Raw genomic sequence first — 22,453 nt, forward strand, 5'->3', positions numbered from 1 at the left:
ACGTCACTCCGGCTTGACGCCGCTGTTCTTCACGTAGCGCGCCCAGCGGGCGATCTCTTCCTTGGCGAAGCGGCGGCTTTCTTCCAGCGTGAAGGCCAGCGGCTGCGTTCCGTTGCTGGCGCGCAGCTGCACCGACTCCGGCGACGCCAGCGATTTGCGGACCGCGGCATTCAGCATCTCGGCGACAGGCGCCGGCGTGCCGGCGGGCACGAACACGGCGGTCCATCCGGCGAGCTCGAAATCGGCCATGCCTTGTTCGCGGAACGTCGCCACGTCCGGGGTGGCCGGATAGCGCTGTGCGGCGGCCACGGCCAGCGGCTTCAGCTTGTTGCCGTCGATGAAGACCTTGGCCACCGACGCGTCGGAAAACGCGAAGTCGATGTGTCCGCCCGCCAAGTCCGTCAGCGATTGCGGGTTGGACTTGTAGGGGACGGTGACGGCATCGATGCCCGTCGTCTTGCGGAAGATCTCGCAGGCCACCTGCGTCACGGCGTTGCCGCTTCCGCACCGCAGCTCGTTCGGATGGGCCTTGGCGTAGGCCCGCAGGTCGGCCAGGTTGCGCCACTTGGCGTTGCCCGCGACGTACAGCGAGATCGGGCTGGTGCCCAGGCCCGCCACCATGTCGAACGACCCGGGCTCATAGCCCAGCTTGGACGGGAAGAACGAAAAGTTGACGGCGTTGGTCGTGGCCGAGCCGATCAGCAGCGTGTAGCCATCGGGTTTGGCGCGTGCGACCGCTGCCGCGCCCAGCGCACCGTTGGCCCCCTGCTTGTTGTCGATGACGACGGGCGTTTTCAGCAACTCCGTCAGGTCCTTGGCCAGCACGCGCGCGCCGATGTCGGTGCCGCTGCCCGCGGCGAACGGCACCACCAGCGTGAGGGGGCGCGAGGGGTAGGGCGCCTGCGCCCAGGCGGAAGCGGTCCCCAAGGCGCACAGCGCGCCGAGGAGGAAGGAACTGCGAAGCATGGTGTTGTCTCCTGGTCTTGTGGGCTGAACGATAGGTTGCTGTCCGGCACGCAGCAACCTACATTTCATGGTGACCTTTTCCACTTTGGAAAACCATGAACTTGAACGACCTCCATCTGGCTGTGGTGATCGCACGCGAAGGCGGCCTGAGCAGCGCCTCGGCCTGCCTCGGCATTTCGCCGGGCACCCTGAGCAAGGCCGTGACCCGGCTCGAGCGCGCCACCAAGGTCAAGCTGTTCGAACGGCTGGCCCGCGGCATGCGCCCCACCGAGCTGGGCCAGGCCTTCCTGAAGCGCGCGCAGCGCATCGACCTGGACGCTACCGATCTCTATGCAGAGCTGCGCGACCTGCGGCAGGTGCGCACCGGCGTGCTGCGCTGTGGTGTCGGCAACGGCATCCCCGACCGCTGGGTGCTGCCGGTCGTGACCGCGCTCATCGAGCGCGGCATCAGCGTGGACCTGTCGGGCGGCAACTCCGACTCGCTCACGCGCGGCGTGGCCATGGGCGAGCTGGAGTTCGCCTTGACCGGCCTGCACAAGAAGCCGGCGGCGCCCCTGGCGTGGGAAGGCCTGCGGGACGACCCCCTGGTGCCCATGGCGCCGATCGGCCATCCGCTGGCGCGCACGAAACGCGAGGTCGGATGGGAGCAGTTGGCGCAGGCGCGGTGGATCGTCATGGCGCCCGGCACGTCGACACACACCGAGTTCGAAGCGAACTTCCACGCGCACAAGCTCGACCCGCCCGAGCCCGTGGGCACCTCGCGTTCGGCCCAGCGCGAGCTGGCGCTGCTGCGCGCGCTGGGCGCGTTGATGCCCGTGCCGCGTTCGGTCCTGAAAGAGCCCCATGTCGCGGCGCAGTTCGTGGCGGTCAGCCCCGTCGGCGGGTGGCGGTCGACGCGCCGGGTGGGCATCGTGCGGCGCGCCGGCGGCTACCTCAGCCCCGCGGCAACGCAAGCCATGGAGGCGCTGGAAGCCATCCTGCGCAAGGAGCGCTGAGGGCGGCCTGCCCAGGCCATTCCTGCGGGCGCAATGTCCGCGCAACGACTGCTGGTAGCCTTGCCGGATTGTTCAGGCGCGCCTCGACCTGCGAGGTCGCGTGATCCGGATGATTCAGAAAGGACTCAGCGCGTGGTTGTGACAGGGAGAAGATGGGGCGCATGCGCCGCGTTGATGGCGGCATTGCTGGTGGGCGCATGTTCCACCACGCCGAGCACGCCGGTGGCCGGCCCCGGCGAATACGTCGTGCAGACGGGCGACACGCTCTACCGCATCGCGCAGCGGCATGGCCGGACGACGGCCGAGATTGCCCGCTGGAACCAGATCAAGGACCCCGACCAGCTTGAGGCCGGCCAGGTGTTGCGCGTGGTGCCGCCGGGCGGGGCCGCGTCGGCGGGTGCCACGCCCCCGCCGCGCAGCAGCGGCGGCAGCAGCACCGACAAGGCCAAGCCTGCGCCCGTCCCTCGCGAGCGCGACCCTGTCGTGCCGCCCGCGTCGCGGCGCGCCGATTGGAGCTGGCCGTCGCAGGGCGCGGTCATCGCCGGCTTCAACGGCAACAGCAACAAGGGCCTGGACATCGGCGGCAGCAGCGGTGAGCCCGTGCATTCGATCGGCGCCGGTTCGGTGGCCGCGACCGAAACCATGCGCGGCTACGGCAGCGTGATCATGGTCGACCACGGCGGCTCGTACATGTCGATCTACACCAACGTGGGCACCGTGGGCGTGAAACAGGGCCAGCGCGTGCAGCGCGGCCAGAAGATCGCCGAGATCGGCCCGGCGGAAGGCGGGCGCGCCAAGCTGCATTTCGAGATCCGCTACCGCGGCAAGGCGGTCGATCCGCGGCTGTACCTGCCGGCGAAGTAAGCCGTCAGCCCTGCGGCCGCGTGAGCAAATCGAGCTCGGCCCGCAGGCGACGCACCGCCACTTCATGGCGCCGTGTCTGCGGCCCGCGCCCGTGCGTGCCGGCTTTCAGGATGAGCCGCAGCTGCTCGCGCTGCAGCTGTGCCTTCAACCGCCGCGCGCGCTTGCCGAACTCCTTGCCCATGTCGCGCCGCACGCGGTAGCGCAGCAGCGGCGCGCCCAGGCGCACCCATTCGTCGTCGCGGATCAGTTCGCGCTCGGGCACGAAGTACGCGGCCAGCGCGTGCAGGTAGGTGCCGTTCTCGCGCGCGGCGGCGCGCCACACGAAGGCGGCGGCGATCACCACCGGGATGCCCTTGACGATGAGCAGCAGCGCGATGCCGACAAAGCCGTCATCGAAGCGGTCTTCGAGCAGCGGCGAATTCCAGATGAAGTGCATGGCCCACGCCAGCGCGAAGTAGAAGAGCGCGCAGCCGATGCGCGCCGCCATCGAACGCTGCGGGTTGAGCAGGAACCACGCGACGCCGAACGAGGCGATGGTCGTGTAGGCCGCATGGCTCCACAGCCCGCTCAGCAGCCCGCGCATCAGCAGGTGGTAGAGCACCGGGTACACCTGGTTCTCGAGCGGGAAGTTCACGGCGCTGTTCACCGTGTAGCTCAGGTTCTCGATCACCTGGAAGCCAAGCCCGGCCATGGCGCCGACGATCAGCACCGACAGGTAGGTTTCGAACTGGTTGCGCGCAATGAGCACCAGCAGGATCACGCCCGCAAGCTTCAGGAACTCTTCGGTGATCGGCCCCGCGATGGCCGGCCCCCAGACCGCGACGAACTCCGGCGAGACCAGCTTGGCGCACAGGCTCTGGATGGCGATGTTGGCCGGCGCCGCGAAGTACACCGCGCCCAGCCCGCCCCATGCAAAGGCCAGCACGTAGGCCTCGGGCGGGTGTTGCTCCAGCAGGTCGAGCGTGCGGAAGAACAGCACGAACGCCGCCGTGTAGCCGCCCCACACCAGGAGGCCGAGCAGCGCGGTGACGGGCACCACGCGAAAGCCCAGCGAGAACATCGACACCGTGTAGAACAGGCCGTTGAGGATCAACGCCGCGAGCAGCCAGAACGCGGCGCGCTGCGGCTGGAAGAACGAGTCGGTGCCGATCGGCCAGTCGGCGTCTTCCTGCGTGGCGATGGCTTCGGTGGGGACTTCGGTGTTTGTGCTCACAGCGGTGCCTCCAGGTCCATCGAGTCGAGCATCTTGCGGGCGTCGGCCAGCGCTTCGTTGAAGCCGTCGGTGGGGCCGTACACGTCGATCTGCACCAGCGAGCGGCGCTGCGTGTCGACCACCTGCCAGAAGCGGCCGGCGAGCTTGGCGCCGTAGTAGGCGAAGGTCTTGCCCTGCAGGCCCCAGCCGGTGACGAAGTCGGACACGTCGCCTTCGACCGTCAGGCCCTGGCCGCGCTCCATGAGCCGCTGCTGGCGCACCATGGGGCCGTCGGGTCCGCCCATCCACAGGCGCGTGGTCACGAGGAACTTGTGGCCGCCCTTGAAGAGCATGAGCGACTGGCCGGCCTTCGAGCGCGACACGTCCATCTGCCAGCCCGGTGCGGGCTCGAAGCGCGCGTGGCCGACCGACACGGTTTCGCCCGCGGGCAGCGGCCGGCTGCCGGGCGTGTGGTTGTTCCAGAAGGTGAGGCCGCCGACATACGCGGCAATGGTCAGGAGGATCGCGAGCGCGCCCGGCCAGGTGCGGTACGGGATGCGGCGGGACGGTTGAAGCATCCGTGGATCGTGCCACACCGAAGCGACGGCGCGAGGGCGCCGCCGCGGTTGTCAGGCCGTCAGAACGCCATGCGAATACCCACGTCGTAGCCCAGCGCGCGGTGCGGCTGCATGCCGTTGGTGGTCGCGTAGGCCGGCTGCGGAAAGATCGCCGGCAGGCTCAGCACCAGCGGCGTCACGCCCATCACGGTCGGGTTGTTGCGGCCGTTGGCGATGTGGATGCGCGCCACCGAGGCATACAGCGCCGTGCGCTTGGAGAGGTTGTGCACGTAGCCCAGCGCCAGCTTGTTCACCGACGAGTTGCCGTCCGGCAGGCCCAGGCCGTTGACGAAGCGCACGCGCGCATACGAAGCGCGCACCACGCCCGCGCCCAGCGGCACGTTCACGCCGGCCATGAGGCCGTCGTAGCGGTCGCTCAGGCGCAGCGAGCCGCTGGCAAACGGCGTGGCGCTGTTGCGCACATCACGCACGCGCGACCATTCGCCGAACACCTTCACCACGCCGAAGTCGTACGAGGCCCCGACGTTCATGCTCTTGATCTTCTCGCTCTGCGCGGCGGCGCTGGCCAGCGTGCTCTCGCCGTAGCCCAGCGCCACATCGGCCGGACCGCTGGCCCAGCCGATGCGCCCGCCCACGTAGCGCCCGCGCTGCGAGGGGCTGCCGGGCACGTTGCTGATCTTGGTGTTCTCGTGCAGCGCGTACTGCACCTGGCCGTAGAAGCCGCCCAGGTTCGGCGGCAGGAAGTAGCTGATGGCGTTGCTCGTGCGCAGGTAGCTGTCGGTGCCCGCCGAGAGGCCACCGTTCAGCAGCCCGCCCGTCGCCAGTGCGCGCGAAGCCGCAATGTTGCTGTTGACCACCGCGATCAGGTTCGTGCCCACGCCGTTGACGCTGAAGGGGTCGAACACGGCGTCGTTCCAGAACGAAGCCGTGTAGTCGCGGCCCAGGCGCACTTCGCCGAAGGGGCCGCTCAGGCTGAGCGTGGAGCGGCGCCCGAAGTTCGTGATGCCGCCGCCCGTGTCGTTGCTCAGCGGCGCCTCGAGCCAGAAGCTCGCGGCCAGCCCGCCGCCCAGGTCTTCGGTGCCGCGAAAGCCGATGCGGCTCGACGCATTGCCCGAGGGCGACAGCGCGGTCTGGCTCTGGCGCAGCTCGGCCGGGCGCAGCGGGTTGTACGAACTGCTGGTGGTGCGGTAGTGGCTGACGCCCGCGTCGACCACGCCGAACAGCGTGAGCGAGGACTGGGCGAGGGCGGGGCCGGCGGCGAGGATGGCTGCGGCGGCGATGAGGGTCTTGTTCTTCTTCATGGTCTTGTCTCCTGCTCGTTGTGTTTATTCGTGGGGGTGTTCAGGGCACGAGCACGGTGGCGCCGGTGGTCTTGCGGCCTTCGAGCGCGCGGTGCGCATCGGCTGCATCGGCGAGCGCAAAACTCTGCTGCGGTTCGCTCACGATGCGACCCGCCAGCACGTGGCCGAACAGCTCGTCGGCCATGCTCAGCATGTGCGGGCGCGGGTGGATGTAGTGAACCATCGCGGGCCGCGTGAGCCAGAGCGAACCCTTGGCGGCCAGCACCTGCGAATCGACGACCACGGCGCCCGACGACGTGCCGTTGCTCACCAGCGTTCCGCGCGGCTGCAGGCAATCGAGCGAAGCCTCCAGCGTGTCCTTGCCCACCGAGTCGTACACCACAGGCACGCCCTTTCCGTCGGTGATCTCGCGCACGCGCTGGGCGATGTTCTCGCGCGAGGTCACGATGGTGTGCGTGCAGCCGTTGGCCTTGGCAACCGCGGCCTTCTCGTCGGTGCTGACGGTGCCGATCATCGTGACGCCCATCGCACGTGCCCACTGGCACGCGATGAGGCCGACGCCACCGGCGGCTGCGTGGTACAGGATCGTCTCGCCACCCTTCAATGGATAGACCTGGCGGAACAGGTACTGCGCCGTCATGCCCTTCATCATCAATGTGGCGGCGGTGCTGTCGGAGATGCCATCGGGCAGCGGAATGAGCACGTCAGCAGGCATCACACGCACTTGCGAGTACGCACCCTGCGGCCCGAGGAGGTAGCCCACGCGGTCACCCACGCGGATGTCGGTCACGCCGGGCCCTACGGCCTCGACCACGCCCACGGCATCGGAACCGAGGCCGTTGGGCAGTGCGAGCGGATAACGCCCGGTGCGAAAGTAGATGTCGATGAAGTTGACCGCGATGAGGCTGTGGCGCACGCGCGCCTGGCCTGGGCCGGGCTCGCCGACCTCGACGTGTTCGAGCTTGAGCACGTCGGCGCCGCCGGTTTCGTGAAAGCGGATGGCTTTGGACATGTCTTGTTCCTTGAGGGGGTCTGTATCGGGCGCGCGACGCAGATCAGGCGTCAGCCACGCCACTCGCTCACTGGTTGAGCTGGATGTTGTAGGTCTTGACGATCCGCGCGTTGCGCTCGTACTCGTCGTGCGTGATCTTCGCGAGCTGCTCGGGGCTCTCGCTGGTCATCGGCACAAAGTTCTGCGCGATGAGCCGCTCCCGCACCTTCGGCGAGGAGGCGGCCTTCGTGAGGACCGCATTGATCCGCTTGACGAGGTCGTCGGGCATCTTGGCCGACACGATGGCGCCGGCCCAGTTCGAGAAGTCGATCTCGTCGAAGCCCTGCTCGGCCATCGTGGGCACGTCTGGCAGCTGCGCCAGCCGGGTCTTGGCCCCGACCCCGAAGACCTTCACCTTGCCGGCCTTGATCAGCGGCAGCGACGTGACGATGCCGTCGAACAGGATGTCGACCTGGCTGCCCATCAGGTTCTGCAGCGCCGGCGGCGAGCCCGGGAACGGCACGTGCTGCAGGTCGAGCCCCGCCTTCCTGGCAAAGATGGCGCCGGCGTAGTGCGAGCTGGTTCCGGCGGAGTACGAGGCGTAGCTGCCCGGGCTGCCCTTGCCGGTCTTCAGGTAGGCGACGAGTCCTTTCAGATCGTTGGCCGGCACCGTCGGTGCGCTCACCAGCACCATCGCCGAGCGCGCCACCATGGTCACCGGTTTCACGTCCTTGACCGGGTCGAAACTGGTCTTCATCACCAGCGGAATCTCGGTCAGGATGTTGCTGACCATGAACATGATGGTCTGCCCGTCGGGCGGCGCGCTGTTGAGCGCCTGCACGCCGATGGCGCCACCGGCGCCTGGCTTGTTGTCGACGATCACCGGCTGCCCGATCTCGGCCGAGATCGCTTCGGACAACACGCGGGCCACGACGTCCATGGTGCCGCCGGCGGGCGCCGGCACCACGATGCGTACCGGCTTGGTGGTCCAGGCATGGGCGAGCAGGGGCGCGGCAGCCAGGGCAACCGCCCATGGCCTCAGGCGGCGAAGGATGTTTTGAGTCTTTTTCATCGCGATGTCTCCAGGTGTTCTTGTGCCGGCGGTGCGTGGGGCTCAGGCCGCCTTGCGCAGGAAGCCCTGCTGCGCGCCGTTGCGATTGGGCGCAAAGCCGTTGGCGAGCAGCGTCTCTTCCACCGTGTCGTAGAAGACGCCGATCTTGGAAATCTCGCGCGCCTGTTGCGCCGTCGCGATCGGGCGGCCGAACTGGCGCGAGATGGCCACCAGCTGCTCGATCTGCGCCACGGTGCCGATCTTGGCGGTGCGCGACTGGTTCCAGAGGTTGTCCTCGGTGCCGGTGCGCACGTGCAGGCCCATGGCAATGCCGATCATGTTCACAGGCAGCACGTTGAGCACCGAGCTTTCCACCGTGAGCACCGCGCCGTCGGGCACGGCGCGCGTCATGTTGGCCAGGTTGTAGATGTTGGGCGCGTCCATGCCGCCGCCGATGGCCACCCAGTTCATGACCAGCGGGCCCTTGTAGATGCCGCGGCGCATGAGTCGCTCGACCGACTCGAAGCTGTTGATGTTGTAGCACTGGAAGGCGCTCTGGATGCCGGCCTTCGTGAGACGGCGGATGTGCTCCTCGGCCCAGCCGGGTTGGGCCGGCACCGTCATCTCCTTGTAGGCGTTGAACACGGCGGGGTCTTCCATCGAGGTGCCCTGGATGTCCCGGATGTCGAACTGTTCCAGCACATTCATCTGCGACGTGTTGATCGTCACCGTGACCTGGTCGGGCTTGGGGTCGAGGTCGGCCAGCATGTGGCGCGTGTCGTCCGACAGCCACTTGGCCGCCGCACCGTCGGTCTCGGGCGCGAAGCTGATGGAGCCGCCCACCTGGATGATCATTTCGGGCACGCGCGCACGCACGCCGGCGATCAGTTCGTTGAACTTGGAGAGGCGCTTGCTGCCCTTGCCGTCGAGTTCACGCACATGCAGGTGCAGCACGGTGGCGCCTGCGTTGTAGCAGTCGACCGCTTTCTGGATCTGGTCCTCCATCGTGACCGCGATGTCCTCGGGGAAGTCGGACGGCACCCACGACGGCGCGTAGGGCGCGGCGGTGATGATCAGCGGCTGCTGGTTTTCGGGGAACAGATGGCCGTCGAGAAAATTCATGGCAGGAACCTCGGTAGAAGAAGGGAAGAGAGGGAAGAAGAAGAAGGGGCGCAGCGCCCGCTCAGAAGACCGCTTCGCCGACGATGCCGGCGCGTTCCATCTTTCGATGGCAGGGCGGGTAGTCCATGACCGCGTAGTGCTGGGTCGAACGGTTGTCCCACATGGCCACGTCGCCCGGCTGCCAGCGCCAGCGCACCTGGTACTCGGGGATGGCGGCCTGGCTGATCAGGTACTGCAGCAGCGCCGAGTGGCCCTGGGTGTAGTCCTGCCCGTAGCGCACGTTGGCCGGCGTGTGGAAATTGGTGAAGTGCGTCGTGAAGCCGTTGACGAACAGGATCTTCTCGCCCGTGTCGGGGTGCGTGCGCACCACGGGATGCTCGGCATCGGGGAACTGGGCCTTCAGCGCGAGGCGCTTCTCGGTCGGCATCGCGGCGCCGAAGGTGGCCTCGATGCTGTGGCGCGCGCGCAGCCCGGCAATCTGCTGCTGGATGTGCGCGGGCAGCTTTTCGAAGGCCAGCACCATGTTGGCCCACATCGTGTCGCCGCCGACCGGTGGGCACTCCACGCAACGCAGCACGCAGCCGAAGGGCGGCTTCTCGCGCCAGGTGGCGTCGGTGTGCCAGCTGTTCTCGTAGCGATCGACCGGCGTCTCGGGGTTCTTGTAGATGCGCACGAGGCCCGGGTGCTCAGGGTCGCTGCCGATCACGGGGTGGTCCTCGAGCTCGCCGAAGTGGCGGGCGAAGCTGACGTGCTCGCCGCGCGTGAGTTCCTGCTGGCGGAAGAACAGCACCTTGTGCTGTACCAGCAGCGCGCGAATCTCGGCGGCCAGGCCCGCGTCGCGCGAGGCCTCGGCCAGCGACACGTGGCGCAGTTCGGCGCCGATGGCGCAGGTCACGGGGTGGACCTGGATGCCGCGCGTGTGCACGGCGGGGGCGGCCCCGTTCGAGAGGCCTGGCTGGATCGTGGAACCCATGTGTCTTGTCTCCTGTGCCGGTCGAGGAGTGCCGCTGTGTCGCTGTGCGGCGGTGACCGTGCTGGGCGCAAGAATAGGTCGGGGCCCCTGCGCGCGCCCCCTCCTCGCGGGAGGGGGAACCACCCCAGGAGGGGAGGGACAAACCCTCGCCCGCTCCCGCTTTTTCAGCGTTCGGGGCCGAACAGTCCGAGGATGCGCGCGCGCTGGACCACCTGCGTGCGCGTGCCCGCGTCCAGCTTGGCGAACAGGTTCTTGACGTGCCACTTGATGGTGGTTTCGCCCACCTGCATGGCGCGCCCGATCTCCTTGTTCGACAGGTTGCGCGCCAGCAGCGTCAGCACCTCGCCCTCCTTGGGCGTGAGCACGGCGCCGTGCGTCGTCACGGGCGGCACGGGCGCGGGCGGCGCCGTGGCTGTGGTGGGGGCGAACGAGGTCTCGGGCTGCGCGCCCTCCGCCGCGAGCGTGCCGACCCAGGCGCCGAGGTCGGGGTGCGCGTCGGAAAACACGCGCTGCAGCCCGTAGGCGCGCGCCAGGTCCATCGCCTCGCGCAGCAGTGCCTGCGCGGGCTGGCCGCAGCGCTCCAGCGCCAGCGCGCGCAAGCCCAGCAGCTCGATGTGCAGGCCGCCCTGCTTGCGCTGGCGTGCCTGTTCGTCGGCGCGCGCCAGCTGCGCGAGCGCGCCGGGCCAGTCGCGCGCGGCAATGGCCGCGTGGGCGTGCGCCACATCGCGCAGCACCTGCACGCTGCGCCGCCACAGCGGGCCCTGCGGCAGCGCGGGGTCGGCCAGTTGCGCGTCGATGCGCTCGCACAGCTCGCGGCAGGTCTGGGCGCGGTGGCGCTGCGCGTGCAGCCGCACCTGCTCGGCCAGGCTGGCGATGCGCAGCCGCGGCAGGCGCCGCGCGGCACCGGCCGCGTCGAGTGCGTTCAGCAATTCCAGCGCGCGGTGCTCGGCGCCTTCGGCCGCCGCGATGCGCGCCGCCGTGCGGTAGGCCAGCAGCAGCGACTCCGGCAGGCCGCTGTGCTCCAGCACGTCGAGGCGGTCGGCCAGCAGCATGGCGGCGTCGCCCGGCAGGTCGCGCTCCCAGGCCACCGCCGCGAGCAGCGCGGCGAGGTTGCAGCTGAGGCGGTGGCGCCGGCCCAGCTCGGTCTCGGCACCGGCCACGGCGGGCCGCAGCAGCTGTTCGGCCAGCAGCACCTGGCCTTCCCACGCATAGCTCAGGCCGATGACCAGTTCGCTCCAGCGCCGGATGTAGTCGATGCCGGGGCCCGCCTGTCCGCGCGCGACCTGCTGCTGGCGCAGGCGCGCGAGCGCGGGCTCGCCTTCGAGCAGCGCGCGGTAGGCCATGCGGTTGGCGTGCGACTGCAGCAGCAGCGGGTCGGTGATCGGCACGGACTCGGTCCACGGCACGTGCAGTTCGACGAAGTGGTCGGGGTCGTCCGCGAACACGGCGGCGCCGCCGAGGATCAGCGCGCATTCGCAGCGCAGCGCATCGCTCACATCGGGCTGCGCGAGCAGGCGTGCCACGAAGCGGCCGGCTTCGTCGTGGCGCTCGCTCGATGCCAGCGTCCATGCCGCGGCCAGCAGCAGGCGCGGTCGGCGGTCGAGTTCGTCGGCGGGCAGCTGCGCGAGCCATTCGAGCACGGCGGCCTGCCGGCCGCGCCGCATCAGCGATTCGTACACGCTGCGCTCCGCGAGTTCGTAGGCGGTCTGGTGCTGGCCCGCGCTCAGTGCATGGTGCGCGGCTTCGTCGATCAGGTCGTGCGCGGCCAGCCACTGCGCCGCGCGCGCATGCACCGCCACCTGCTCGGCGGCGTCGAGCGCGCCGAAGCGCTGGCGCAGCACATCGCGCGCCAGCGCATGCATGCGCAGCCACTCGCCCCCTTCGGCGGCGGCGAACACCGGCGTGTCGTTGCTCAGCCGCGCCAGCCGCGCCGCGGCGTCGTCGGCGCCGGACACGGCCTGGCACAGCTCGGGGTGCAGCAGGTCGAGCACGGCGATGCGGACCAGGAAGTCGCGATCCTGGGGGTCGAGGTTGACCAGCAGCAGCCGCACCAGCTCGCCCTGCAGCTCGCCGGCCGCAGCCGTCATGTCGGACAGTGCGGCGTGTGCATCGGCGCCGCGCGAGATGATCGTCGTCGCCAGCTGCAGGCCCAGCGGCCAGCCTTCGGTCAGCTCGTGCAGCCGCGCCGCCATGTTGCGGTCGACGCGTGCGCCGAAGCGCGCATGCACGAGCTGCAGTGTTTCGTCGAGGCTGAACTTCAGCAGCGCCGGGCCGATCTCCACGCACTGCCCGTAGGCCACGAGGTCTTCGATGTCGAGCCGGCCGTCGGGCCGCGTGGCGATGAGCGTGCGCACGTTGGGCGGCGCGTTGCGCAGCAGGTAGGCCAGCGCCTCGCGCGAGGCCGGTGGCAGCCGCTCGGCTTCGTCGATGACCAGCACCACGTCGAGGGCCGCCTGCGTCAGTTCGGACAGCAGGGCCGTGACGCTGCCGAGGTTGCCGGGCCGGTCGTCTTCGAGCACGCTGCGCCCGAACGCGGGGCGGCCCATGGCCACGCGCAGCGCGAGCGCCAGGCTCTGCACCAGCCGGCCCGGGTCGTCGTGGGTCTGCGCCGAGACCCAGGCCACCGGCATGCCCATCGCCAGGTACTCCAGCCGCCACTGCGCCAGCAGCGAGGTCTTGCCGAAGCCCGACGGCGCCTGCACCACGAACACCGCGTGGTCGCGCAGCGCGTCGGCGTTGGCCAGAAGCCGGGCGCGCGACACGAGGTGGCGCGGCACGCGCGGCGGTGTCACCTTGAGCAGCAGGTCGCGGGGGGCGCCGGTCGCACCGGTCGTCGGGAAGGTGGCCAAGTCGTTCGTGTCCGTGGTGTCTGCGGGGAGGAGGGCGGCGCCGATTCTGCGCGTCAATCGCGCGCCTGCCGCGCGGCCGTGCGACGGCGCCCCGCGCTGCGTTGGGCGCGGCTTTCTTTCGCGCTGCAGCCGAACTGCGCGTGGAACCAGCGCGACAGCCCGCTGGGCGCGGAGAAGCCGAGCAGCGTCGCCACCTCGGCCAGCGGACGGTCGCTCTCGAGCACGTGGCGCGTGGCGAGTTCCTTGCGCACGTCGTTGACGATCGATGAGAAGGTCTGGCCTTCGTCGGCGAGCCGGCGCTGGACCGTGCGGCACACCACGCCCACGTGGTCCGACACCTGCTCGATGGTGCAGCGCCCGCTGGGCAACAGCAGCAGCACTGCGCGGCGCACGTCGTCATGCAGCGCATCGCCGGTCGGCCGGGCCGCGGCGTCGAGCAGCTGCTGCGCATAGCGCGCCATGGCCGGGTCGGCCGACGGATTGGGTGCGGCCAGGTCTTCCCGCGCGCAGACGATGCAGTTGAAGTCGTGGTCGAACGCGAGGGCCGCACCCATCACGCGGCGGTGCGTGCGCAGGTCGCGCGGCGCCGGGTGCGCGAGGCACACGCGGCGCGGCTGCCAGTCGGGGCCGAGGAACTGCCGCATGAGGCGCAGCATCACGCCCAGTGCGAGTTCGATGCGCTGGCGTGTGGCGCGGTTGGCCTTGCCGGGCTTTACCTCTTCGCGGATGACCACCACCTGGTCGAAGGCCTCGACCATCAGCGACAGCGAGCCGTTGAGCAGCGGCAGGTAGCGCATCAGCACATCGAGCGAATCGCGCAGCGTGGGTTGTTCGCGCACCAGCAGGCCGACGGCGCCGAGGTTGGACAGGCGCCGCGACTCGGCCATGCACAGGCCGAAGCTCTCGTTGCCCGAACGCTCGGCCGACGACTGCAGCAGCGAGGCGACGGCCTCGACGGGAATCATGAGATCGGGTTCGTCGAGCACGCTCGGGTTCAGGCCGGCATCGAGCAGCATGCGCACCGGGTCCAGTCCACTGGCACGGGCGACATCGCTGTAGTTGGTGAGACTGGCGGCGCGGACCAAGGAAGACATCGAAAACCTGAGCACTGGAGTGGCATCGAAGGGTAAGTGGCTGGCGCGCAATGTCAATCGGGGGAACACCGCCGTCACCAGAATCCGGGGCAACGCGATGCACCGCCATCGCGCGCCAACGCCCTTGCTGAAACGTGCCCATGACCACCCCGATACCCACCACCGTTCTCATCGTGCCCGGCCTGCGCGACCATGTCGCCGACCACTGGCAGACGCTGCTCGCGGCGCGGCTGCCGCGTGTGCGCAGCGTGCCGCCGCTCGAACACGACAAGCTCAGTTGCGCGGCGCGCGTCGACGCGATCACGCAAGCATTGCAGGACATCGACGGGCCCGTGGTCTTCGTGGCGCACAGCGCGGGCGCGGTCATGGTCGCGCACTGGGCGCAATCGCATCGCGCGGACCGCATCCGCGGCGCGCTGCTCGCGACGCCCGCGGACCTCGAGACGCCGCTGCCCGCGGGCTACCCCACGCACGACGCACTGCAGGCCAACGGCTGGCTGCCCCTTCCGCGCCTGCCGCTGCCGTTTCCCAGCATCGTGGCTGCGAGCAGCAACGACCCGCTCGCGCAGCTCGATCGCACACGCGACCTCGCGCAGGCCTGGGGCAGCCGCTTTGTCGAACTCGGCGCGGTTGGGCACCTGAACCCGCAGGCGGGCTTCGGCGACTGGCCCGGCGCCGACGCGTTGATTCGCGAACTCGCCTGAGCGGGTCGCGCTTCTCAACAAAACAAGAATTTCATCCACAGCCATCGGAGACACCGGGCATGCGCATCAGACCTTTCATCCTTGTCGCGGGAACGCTGGGCGCCGTCGGCGCCAGTGCCCAGTCCTCACTCACCGTGTTCGGCGTCATCGACGCGGGCATCAGCCGCTACACGACGAAGAGCGAGACCTACGGCGCCGCTGCGCTGCTCGGTTCGCGCACGGCGGGCCAGCGCCAGACGGTGCTGTCGCCCTCGGGCCTGAGCTCCAGCCGCCTGGGCTTTCGCGGCACCGAAGACCTGGGCGGCGGCCTGGCCGCGAGCTTCTGGCTCGAGGCGCCGCTGAGCAACGACACGGGCGGCGGCATCGCGAATTTCGGACGCCGCTCCACGTTGAGCCTCAGCGGCCCCTTCGGCGAAGTGCGCCTGGGCCGCGACTACACGGCCTCGTTCTGGAACGATGCGGTGTTCGACCCGATGACCGTCAACGGCGTGGGCACGAACCTCATCGCCGTGGTCAACAGCAACATCGCGGCCTCGCGCGCACTGGCGACCGGCGGGCTGCTGAACGGTGGCCTCTCTGCGGGGACCGACAGCTACCTGCGCACGAGCAACGCCATCAGCTACTTCCTGCCGCCGAACCTCGGCGGTTTCTACGGCCAGGTGCAGTACGCGTTCCCGGAAAACATCAAGGTCGAAGGCGCCGGCGCCCCGGCGGGCACCGGCCAGCGCGGACGCTATGCCGGCGCCCGGGCCGGGTGGACCCGCGGCCCCGTCGACGTGGCGATGGCCTACGGCGAAAGCACGGTGGCCGACACGGCGCTCCACAAGGAGCGGATCAAGAGCTTCAACGTCGGCGCGTCGTACGACTTCGGCGCGGCCAAGCTGTTCGGCGAACTCTCGCGCGTGAAGGACGTGCGCGAAGGCCCGCTGTTCGCGCGCATCAGCGACCGCTACGACGGCGCCTTGCTCGGCCTCACGGTGCCGGTCGGCCCCGGCCTGATTCGCGTCTCGTACGCGAAGGTGAAGTTCGACAACGGCTCGCCGGTGCCGAACGGCGACGCCAGCACCAACAAGCTCGCGGTCGGCTATGTGCACCACCTGTCGAAGCGCACGGCGCTGTACGCGTCGGTGGCGCGCATCCGTATCCGCGACGGCCACAACAACCCGACCGTGATGGGCGTGACGCCGCTGGTCGTGAGCCTGCCCGCGATCTTTCCGCAGGCGAGCTACACGAACACGGGCGGGTTCCAGCCGCGCGGCGCGATGGGCTACGACGTGGGCATCCGGCACGCGTTCTGAGCGTCTGCGAAAAAAGGGGGCGAGGCCATCGGCCTCGCCCCCTTTTTTGTGCTCAGGGCACGAGCACGGTGGCGCCGGTGGTCTTGCGGCCTTCGAGTGCACGGTGCGCCTCGGCTGCGTCGGCCAGTGCGAAGCTCTGCTGCGGCTCGCTCACGATGCGCCCGGCCAGCACGTGGTCGAACAGCTCGTCGGCCATGCTCAGCATGTGCGGGCGCGGATGGATGTAGTGCACCATCGCCGGCCGCGTGAGCCAGATCGAGCCCTTGCCCGCGAGCACCTTGGTGTCGAGGACCACGGACCCCGACGACGTGCCGTTGCTCACCAGCGTGCCGCGCGGCTGCAGGCAGTCGAGCGAAGCTTCCAGCGTGTCCTTGCCTACCGAGTCGTACACAACAGGCACGCCCTTGCCGTCGGTGATCTCGCGCACGCGCTGGGCGATGTTCTCGCGCGAGGTCACGATGGTGTGCGTGCAGCCGTTGGCCTTGGCGACGGCTGCCTTCTCGTCGGTGCTCACGGTGCCGATCATCGTGACGCCCATCGCGCGGGCCCACTGGCAGGCGATGAGGCCGACACCACCCGCAGCCGCGTGGTACAGGATCGTCTCGCCACCCTTCAACGGATAGACCTGGCGGAACAGGTACTGCGCCGTCATGCCCTTCATCATCAGTGTGGCCGCCGTGCTTTCGGAAATGCCGTCAGGTAGCGGGATCAGCACATCAGCAGGCATCACACGCACTTGCGAGTACGCACCCTGCGGCCCGAGGAGGTAGCCCACGCGATCGCCCACGCGGATGTCGGTGACACCCGGGCCCACGGCCTCGACCACGCCCACGGCATCGGAACCGAGGCCATTGGGCAGCGCCAGCGGATAGCGCCCGGTGCGAAAGTAGATGTCGATGAAGTTGACCGCGATGAGGCTGTGGCGCACACGCGCCTGGCCCGGGCCGGGCTCGCCGACCTCGACGTGTTCGAGCTTGAGCACGTCGGCGCCGCCGGTTTCGTGAAAGCGGATGGCCTGGTTCATGGTGCGTCTCCTGGAGTGTCTGGGTGCATGGAAGCGCCCATTCTTGCGGCGCACCGCAGCGACCGGAAGTGCGGTCGAAGGGATGTCCCAAATCGACAAACGGACGCCCCAATAAAGCAAGAGCCGAGGGCAGGGTGCGCCGGATACTGGCGGCGTTGGCCCACCGAGGCCTGCGTGACACAAGAACCGGAGACACCCCATGAAACTGCTTCACTTTGTACGCACCGCCGCCGTGGCGCTGGTTGGATGCTCGATGGCCCTCGGGGCCTGGGCGCTGGGCGACAAGCCCCTCAAGCTCATCGTTCCCGCGCCGCCGGGTGGCACGATGGACATCGTCGCCCGCGTCGTCGGGCAGCAGATGGCGCTGGACATCGGCCGTCCCGTGATCATCGAGAACCGCCCCGGCGCGGGCGGCTCGATCGGCCTGCAGGCGATGCTGCAGGCACCGGCCGACGGCAACACCATCGTGATGGCCGCGAGCAACGTTCTGGCCGAAACGCCGCAGCTCGTGAAGATGCCCTTCGATCCGCTGAAGGACGTGGTGCCCATCGCCTCGGTGGCGCGCTCGGGCGTGGTGCTCGTCACGGCGGCGAACTTTCCGGCCAAGGACTTCCAGGGGCTGGTCGCCGAGCTGAAGAAGCGCAAGGGCAAGAGCAGCTTCGCCAGCTACAGCCCCGGCACGGTGTCGCAGTACGCCGGCCTGATCCTCAGCGACCGCGCCGGGCTCGACATGCAGCACGTGGGCTACGCCGGCTCGCCGCCCGCGCTGCAGGACCTGCTGGGCGGCCAGGTCGACGTCATGTTCGACGGCATGCTCACTTCGATGCCGCTCATCAAGGCCGGCAAGCTGCGCCCCTATGCCTTCACCGGCAAGACCCGTTCGCGCTTCCTGCCCGACCTGCCGACCACCACCGAGCTCGGCTACCCCGACCTGCAGTTCCGCGGCTGGGTCGGCTTCATCGGCTCCGCCAAGCTGCCGGCCGACGTGCTCGCCAAGCTGCAGGCCACGATCGAGAAGGCCGCGCAGGTGCCTTCGGTGCTGCAGAAGCTGAACGACGTGGGCCTGGAGCCCGAGCTGAGCATCGACACGCCCGCGCTGATGGTCGAAACCCGGGCGCTGTCCGAGCGCAACGCCGCCATCGTCAAGAAGTACCGCATCCAGGCGAACTGACCCGCACCCGCCATTCCACCGGAGACCTCTCATGAAGATCAGACCCATCACGCCGTCGATCGGCGCAGAAATCACCGACGTCCACCTGGGCGAGGCCGCGCGCGATGCCGAGCGCTTTGCACCGATCCGCGCCGCGCTGCTCAAGCACAAGGTGCTGTTCTTTCGCGGCCAGGACATCACGCGCGCCGAGCACGTGGCGTTTGCGAAACGCTTCGGCGCGCTGGAAGACCACCCGGTGCTCGGCTCCGACCCCGACCATCCGGGGCTGGTGCTCATCCATCGCAGCGACAACAAGCACAGCTACGAGAACACCTACCACTGCGACGGCCTGTGGCGCACGACCCCGCCGCTGGGCTCGGTGCTGCGCTGCATCGAATGCCCCGAGATCGGCGGCGACACCATCTGGGTGAACATGGTGCAGGCGCACGACGAGCTGCCCGAAGAGATCAAGCAGAAGATCGCCAAGTTGCGCGCCAAGGCCAGCATCGAGCATTCGTTCGGCGCCGTGATGCCCATGGAAGCCCGCCTCAAGCTGGGCCAGGACAACCCGCCTGTGGAGCACCCCGTGGTGCGCACGCACCCCGAGACCGGCGAGAAGGTGCTCTACGTGGGCAGCTTCACCACGCACTTCGTGAACTACAGCACCCCCGAGAACGTGCGCCACGGCATCGACAAGACGCCGGGTGCGGCGCTGCTGCTGAACTACCTGCTCAGCCGCGCCACCATTCCCGAGTACCAGGTGCGCTGGTCGTGGCAGCCGGGCGACGTGGTCGTCTGGGACAACCGCAGCACGCAGCACTACGCGCTGAACGACTACTGGCCCGCGCCGCGCAAGATGGAACGCGCTGGCATCGTCGGCGACGTGCCGTACTGAGCACCGCCGCCGCCGCATCCGACCTTCGCCTCGCAACCTGACAGACGCACGCCATGAACTTCCTCGACGGCCATCTCTTTCCCGAAAACCAGCAGCCGCTGATCATCACCGCCGCGCCGTATGCACCGGGCTGGCTGCCTTCCGACTTCCCGGGCGAGATCCCGGTCACGATGGAAGAGCAGATCCAGAAGGCGGTCGATTGCTACAACGCCGGCGCCACGGTGCTGCACCTGCATGTGCGCGAACTCGACGGCAAGGGCAGCAAGCGGCTGTCGAAGTTCAACGAGCTGATCGCCGGCGTGCGTGCGCGCGTGCCCGAGATGATCATCCAGGTCGGCGGCTCGATCAGCTTCGCGCCCGAGAGCGAAGGTGCCGCGGCCAAGTGGCTCAGCGACGACACGCGCCACATGCTGGCCGAGCTGGAGCCCACGCCCGACCAGGTGACGGTGACCGTCAACACCTCGCAGATGAACGTCACGGAGCATGCCGAGCTGGCGGACTTCAAGGGCACCTCGCGCGAGATCCCCGCCATCTACGAGGCCTACAAGGAGATGACGGTGCCGGCGCAGCCGGGTTGGGTCGAGGAGCACATCCGCCGCCTCACGAAGGCTGGTATCCAGAGCGCCTTCCAGTGCTACAACATCAACAGCTTCGAGTCGGTCGAACGGCTCATGCGCCGCGGCGTCTACAAGGGCCCGCTGGTGATGAACTGGGTGGCGATCAGCGGCGGCATGGACGCGCCGAACATCTACAACCTCGCGAACTTCGTGCGCGCGGTGCCCGACGGCGCGGTGCTCACCGTCGAAAGCTCGGTGCGCAATGTGCTGCCCGTGAACATGATGGGCATTGCGATGGGCCTGCACGTGCGCTGCGGCACCGAGGACGTGCTGTGGAACCAGACGCGCTCGGCCAAGATCGGCACCGTGGCGCAGATCGAGCAGCTGGTGGAAATCTCGCGCCAGTTCGGCCGGCCGATCGCCACGGCGCAGCAGGCGCGCGAGATCTCGAAGATCGGCGTGTTCTACGAGACGGCCGAAGAGTCGCTTGCAGCCAATGGCTTCGCGCCCAATCGCAACGGAGGCAACCAGGGCTTCCTGCGCAAGGCGGCTTGAGACTGTGGTGATGAAGGCGCGTTTCACTCACAGCTTCTGGCGTCTGCTGGAGGGCCTCTCGCATGCCCTGCGCCTCGAAGACCTGGTTCAGAACGCGCGCACCGCGCCCTGAGCCACCGCGCCGGCCGTCTGCTTGCTCCACTGCGAGGCGCTGCAGCCGAAGTGATGGCGGAACCAGTGGCTGAAGCTGCTGGGCCCTGAAAAACCCAGCAGCTCGGCCACCTCGCTCAGCGGCAGGTCGCTGTCGCGCAGGTGGCGCTTGACGAGGTCGGAGCGCACATGGTCGAGCAGGCTGCTGAAGGTGAAGCCTTCGGCCTCGAGCCTGCGGTGCAGCGTGCGGCGGTCCACGCGCAGGTGCCGCGCCACTTCCTGCGCCGTGCAGCCGCCACCGGGCATCAGCGCCAGGATGAGTTCGCGGCAGGCTTCGCGCGTGCTCTCGCCGCGGTCTTTCAGCGCCGCATCGAGGTACTCGCGCGCGAAACGCGCCGCGCCCTGGTCGCCCGATTCGCGCGGCTTGCGCAGGTCGGCCGCCAGGCACACGAGGCCGTTGAAATCCTGGTTGAACTTGACGTGGCGCCCGAAGAAGGCGCGGTGCGCCGACACGTCGGCCGGCGGGCGGTGCGTGAAGCACACCTGCTGTGGTCGCCACTGCGGATCGATGAGTTCGCTGAGGATGCGGAACATGATGCCCACGGCCAGCTCCATCGACTGGCGCATCGGCAGCCCGGGGCTGGGCAGCAGGTCTTCCTGGATGATGACCATGTCGCCCGTGTCCTCGAGGCGAAAGCTCAGCGAGGCGTTCACCAGCTTGAGGTAGCGGCCCAGCGTGTCGAGCGCGTCGCGCGGCGTGGGCTCTTCCTTCAGCACGACGCTGATGGGGCCCAGGGCAGAGAGCTTGCGCTGCGCCGCGAGCCGCAGCGCGAAATCTTCGGTGCGCGTGGCGCGGGCGGTGATCTCGAGCAGCTCGCGCACCGCGTCGCCGGGGATCAGCGTCTCGGGGTGCTCGAGCAGCTGGGCCTTCAGCCCCACGGTGCGCATGAAGGCATGCGGGTCCCGGCCGAGCGACTGCACCAGCTCCACGTAGCCGCTGAGGCTCGCGCTGCGCATCAGTCGACCGAGGTGTTTCATGGTGGCTGTGGGAAGGGCCCCGTGGTGCTCACTCGGGGCTGATCTTGAGTTTCAGTTTCTCGATGATGGCCCGATTGTGGGCGGTCGTGGCGTCCAGCGTCTGGCGCAGCTGCGGCAGCGACATGTCGCGGGGCGGATCGTAATTCTGCGCGAGCAGGGCCTCGCGGAACTTCGGCGACTGCGCGGCCCGGGCCACTTCGGCGTGGATCTTCTCCTGCAGCGCCGGCGGCATGCTGCTGAGCACGAACACGCCCACGCTCGCATCGGGCATCACGAAGTCGGGCAGGCCCAGCTCGCCGAAGGTGGGCACGTCGGGCAGGAAGCGCGAGCGCTTGGACGACGCCACGGCCAGCGCCTTGATCTTGCCGCTGCGGATCAGCGGCGTGACGTTGCTCACCACCTCGAACGTGAGCTGCACCTGGTTGCCCATGAGGTCGACCAGCGCCGGCGCCGAGCCCTTGTACGGCACCACGAGGATGTCGTTGCCGCTGCGTTCGCGCAGCATCTCGCCCAGCAGGTTGGAGCGCGTGCCCGTGCTCAGGTTGGCCACGCTGAGCGTGCGCGGGTGCTGCCTGGCATGCGCCAGCAGATCTTTCACCGTGTTCGGTGCAAAGCCGGTGTTGGCCACCAGCACATGGACCATGCCGGTCACTTCGCCGACGTAGGTGAAGGTCTTCAGCGGGTCATAGGGCGTCTTCACGGTGAGCGGAATGTCGGACAGCACGCTCGACGGCGCCACCATCAGGGTGTAGCCGTCGGCGGGCGCGCTCATCAAGGCGCGCTGGGCGATGACCGTGGAGCCGCCCGGCTTGTTGTCGACCAGCACGGTCTGGCCGAGGTTCGTGCGCAGATGCTCGGCGAGCAGCCGCGCCGACGCGTCGGAGATGCCGCCGGGCGGCGCGGGAACGATCAGCCGGATGGGCTTGTCGGGCCAGGCCTGGGCCGACGCCGTGCCCATGCCGCAGCACAGCGCGGCCAGAAAGAGAAGGGGAGCTCGCAGCAGATGCAGACACATGAAGTTCGTCCTCAGGTTGAAGAGACAAAGGCGAGCGGATTCTGGGCGCCACCTCCCTTCGGATGCTTGGCGCCAGGCGCCGCTCACTTACCCAATCGCGACAGAAAAACCTGTTTTTGCAGCGGCCGTTTCAATGCCCCAAAAAGACAAA

The 22,453-nt window shown here is 68.9% G+C and carries 20 protein-coding genes; 7 read left to right on the plus strand and 13 right to left on the minus strand.

The genetic code is table 11. The annotated features are described in order from the left end of the window. Positions 1-3: 3 nt before the first annotated feature. Positions 4-966: a Bug family tripartite tricarboxylate transporter substrate binding protein gene (locus tag CY658_RS03395; protein WP_101488858.1), complete on the minus strand. Its 963-nt coding sequence runs from the start codon at positions 964-966 to the stop codon at positions 4-6. 95 nt (positions 967-1,061) lie between these two features. Here CY658_RS03395 and CY658_RS03400 point away from each other — a divergent pair, with 95 nt between their 5' ends. Both CY658_RS03400 and CY658_RS03405 read left to right on the plus strand, forming a co-directional pair. Continuing rightward, positions 1,062-1,961, plus strand: coding sequence for a LysR family transcriptional regulator (locus tag CY658_RS03400; protein ID WP_101488859.1), 900 nt, complete (start codon positions 1,062-1,064; stop codon positions 1,959-1,961). Between the two features lie 174 nt (positions 1,962-2,135). Further along, a complete protein-coding gene (locus tag CY658_RS03405) occupies positions 2,136-2,825 on the plus strand; it encodes a peptidoglycan DD-metalloendopeptidase family protein (RefSeq protein WP_257884654.1) in 690 nt (229 codons plus the stop codon). 4 nt (positions 2,826-2,829) lie between these two features. On the opposite strand, the gene CY658_RS03410 is transcribed toward CY658_RS03405, so the two are convergent. From CY658_RS03410 to CY658_RS03450, 9 genes are all read right to left on the minus strand, one after another. Then, complete coding sequence (locus CY658_RS03410) at positions 2,830-4,038, minus strand: PrsW family intramembrane metalloprotease (RefSeq protein WP_257884655.1); 1,209 nt, start codon at positions 4,036-4,038, stop codon at positions 2,830-2,832. After that, entirely contained in the window at positions 4,035-4,595 is a 561-nt protein-coding gene (locus CY658_RS03415; RefSeq protein ID WP_101488861.1) for a hypothetical protein, read from the minus strand. The genes CY658_RS03410 and CY658_RS03415 overlap by 4 nt, the downstream gene beginning before the upstream one ends. A 59-nt stretch (positions 4,596-4,654) precedes the next feature. After that, complete coding sequence (locus CY658_RS03420) at positions 4,655-5,896, minus strand: porin (protein ID WP_101488862.1); 1,242 nt, start codon at positions 5,894-5,896, stop codon at positions 4,655-4,657. 40 nt (positions 5,897-5,936) lie between these two features. Beyond that, positions 5,937-6,908, minus strand: coding sequence for a quinone oxidoreductase family protein (locus tag CY658_RS03425; protein ID WP_101488863.1), 972 nt, complete (start codon positions 6,906-6,908; stop codon positions 5,937-5,939). Positions 6,909-6,975: 67 nt separating this feature from the next. Next, entirely contained in the window at positions 6,976-7,959 is a 984-nt protein-coding gene (locus CY658_RS03430; protein WP_101488864.1) for a tripartite tricarboxylate transporter substrate binding protein, read from the minus strand. 42 nt (positions 7,960-8,001) lie between these two features. Beyond that, entirely contained in the window at positions 8,002-9,060 is a 1,059-nt protein-coding gene (locus CY658_RS03435; protein WP_101488865.1) for a 3-keto-5-aminohexanoate cleavage protein, read from the minus strand. Between the two features lie 61 nt (positions 9,061-9,121). Further along, a complete protein-coding gene (locus tag CY658_RS03440) occupies positions 9,122-9,970 on the minus strand; it encodes a TauD/TfdA dioxygenase family protein (protein ID WP_101490208.1) in 849 nt (282 codons plus the stop codon). A gap of 227 nt (positions 9,971-10,197) precedes the next feature. Then, positions 10,198-12,882, minus strand: coding sequence for a LuxR C-terminal-related transcriptional regulator (locus CY658_RS03445; protein ID WP_101490209.1), 2,685 nt, complete (start codon positions 12,880-12,882; stop codon positions 10,198-10,200). 53 nt (positions 12,883-12,935) lie between these two features. Beyond that, positions 12,936-13,976, minus strand: coding sequence for an AraC family transcriptional regulator (locus CY658_RS03450; RefSeq protein WP_101488866.1), 1,041 nt, complete (start codon positions 13,974-13,976; stop codon positions 12,936-12,938). 140 nt (positions 13,977-14,116) lie between these two features. On the opposite strand from CY658_RS03450, the gene CY658_RS03455 reads away from it, so the two are divergent. Further along, the gene (locus CY658_RS03455; RefSeq protein ID WP_101488867.1) at positions 14,117-14,680 is read left to right on the plus strand and encodes an RBBP9/YdeN family alpha/beta hydrolase; all 564 of its coding nucleotides are present in this window, start codon (positions 14,117-14,119) and stop codon (positions 14,678-14,680) included. 59 nt (positions 14,681-14,739) lie between these two features. Beyond that, on the plus strand, positions 14,740-15,978 hold the full coding sequence (locus tag CY658_RS03460) for a porin (protein ID WP_101488868.1): 1,239 nt from the start codon (positions 14,740-14,742) through the stop codon (positions 15,976-15,978). 52 nt (positions 15,979-16,030) lie between these two features. Here the strand turns inward: CY658_RS03460 and CY658_RS03465 are convergent, their stop codons facing one another. After that, complete coding sequence (locus CY658_RS03465; RefSeq protein WP_101488869.1) at positions 16,031-17,002, minus strand: quinone oxidoreductase family protein; 972 nt, start codon at positions 17,000-17,002, stop codon at positions 16,031-16,033. Positions 17,003-17,201: 199 nt separating this feature from the next. Here CY658_RS03465 and CY658_RS03470 point away from each other — a divergent pair, with 199 nt between their 5' ends. From CY658_RS03470 to CY658_RS03480, 3 genes are read left to right on the plus strand one after another with little or no spacing between them, the layout of a single operon-like run. Further along, the gene (locus tag CY658_RS03470) at positions 17,202-18,173 is read left to right on the plus strand and encodes a Bug family tripartite tricarboxylate transporter substrate binding protein (protein WP_101488870.1); all 972 of its coding nucleotides are present in this window, start codon (positions 17,202-17,204) and stop codon (positions 18,171-18,173) included. Between the two features lie 31 nt (positions 18,174-18,204). Beyond that, a complete protein-coding gene (locus tag CY658_RS03475) occupies positions 18,205-19,047 on the plus strand; it encodes a TauD/TfdA dioxygenase family protein (RefSeq protein ID WP_101488871.1) in 843 nt (280 codons plus the stop codon). Positions 19,048-19,100: 53 nt separating this feature from the next. Continuing rightward, complete coding sequence (locus tag CY658_RS03480) at positions 19,101-20,159, plus strand: 3-keto-5-aminohexanoate cleavage protein (RefSeq protein WP_101488872.1); 1,059 nt, start codon at positions 19,101-19,103, stop codon at positions 20,157-20,159. 87 nt (positions 20,160-20,246) lie between these two features. Here the strand turns inward: CY658_RS03480 and CY658_RS03485 are convergent, their stop codons facing one another. After that, complete coding sequence (locus CY658_RS03485; protein ID WP_101488873.1) at positions 20,247-21,287, minus strand: AraC family transcriptional regulator; 1,041 nt, start codon at positions 21,285-21,287, stop codon at positions 20,247-20,249. Between the two features lie 28 nt (positions 21,288-21,315). Then, a complete protein-coding gene (locus tag CY658_RS03490) occupies positions 21,316-22,302 on the minus strand; it encodes a Bug family tripartite tricarboxylate transporter substrate binding protein (protein WP_257884658.1) in 987 nt (328 codons plus the stop codon). Positions 22,303-22,453 lie beyond the last annotated feature (151 nt).

The organism is Variovorax sp. RO1, assembly GCF_002849325.1.
Lineage (GTDB): Bacteria > Pseudomonadota > Gammaproteobacteria > Burkholderiales > Burkholderiaceae_C > Variovorax.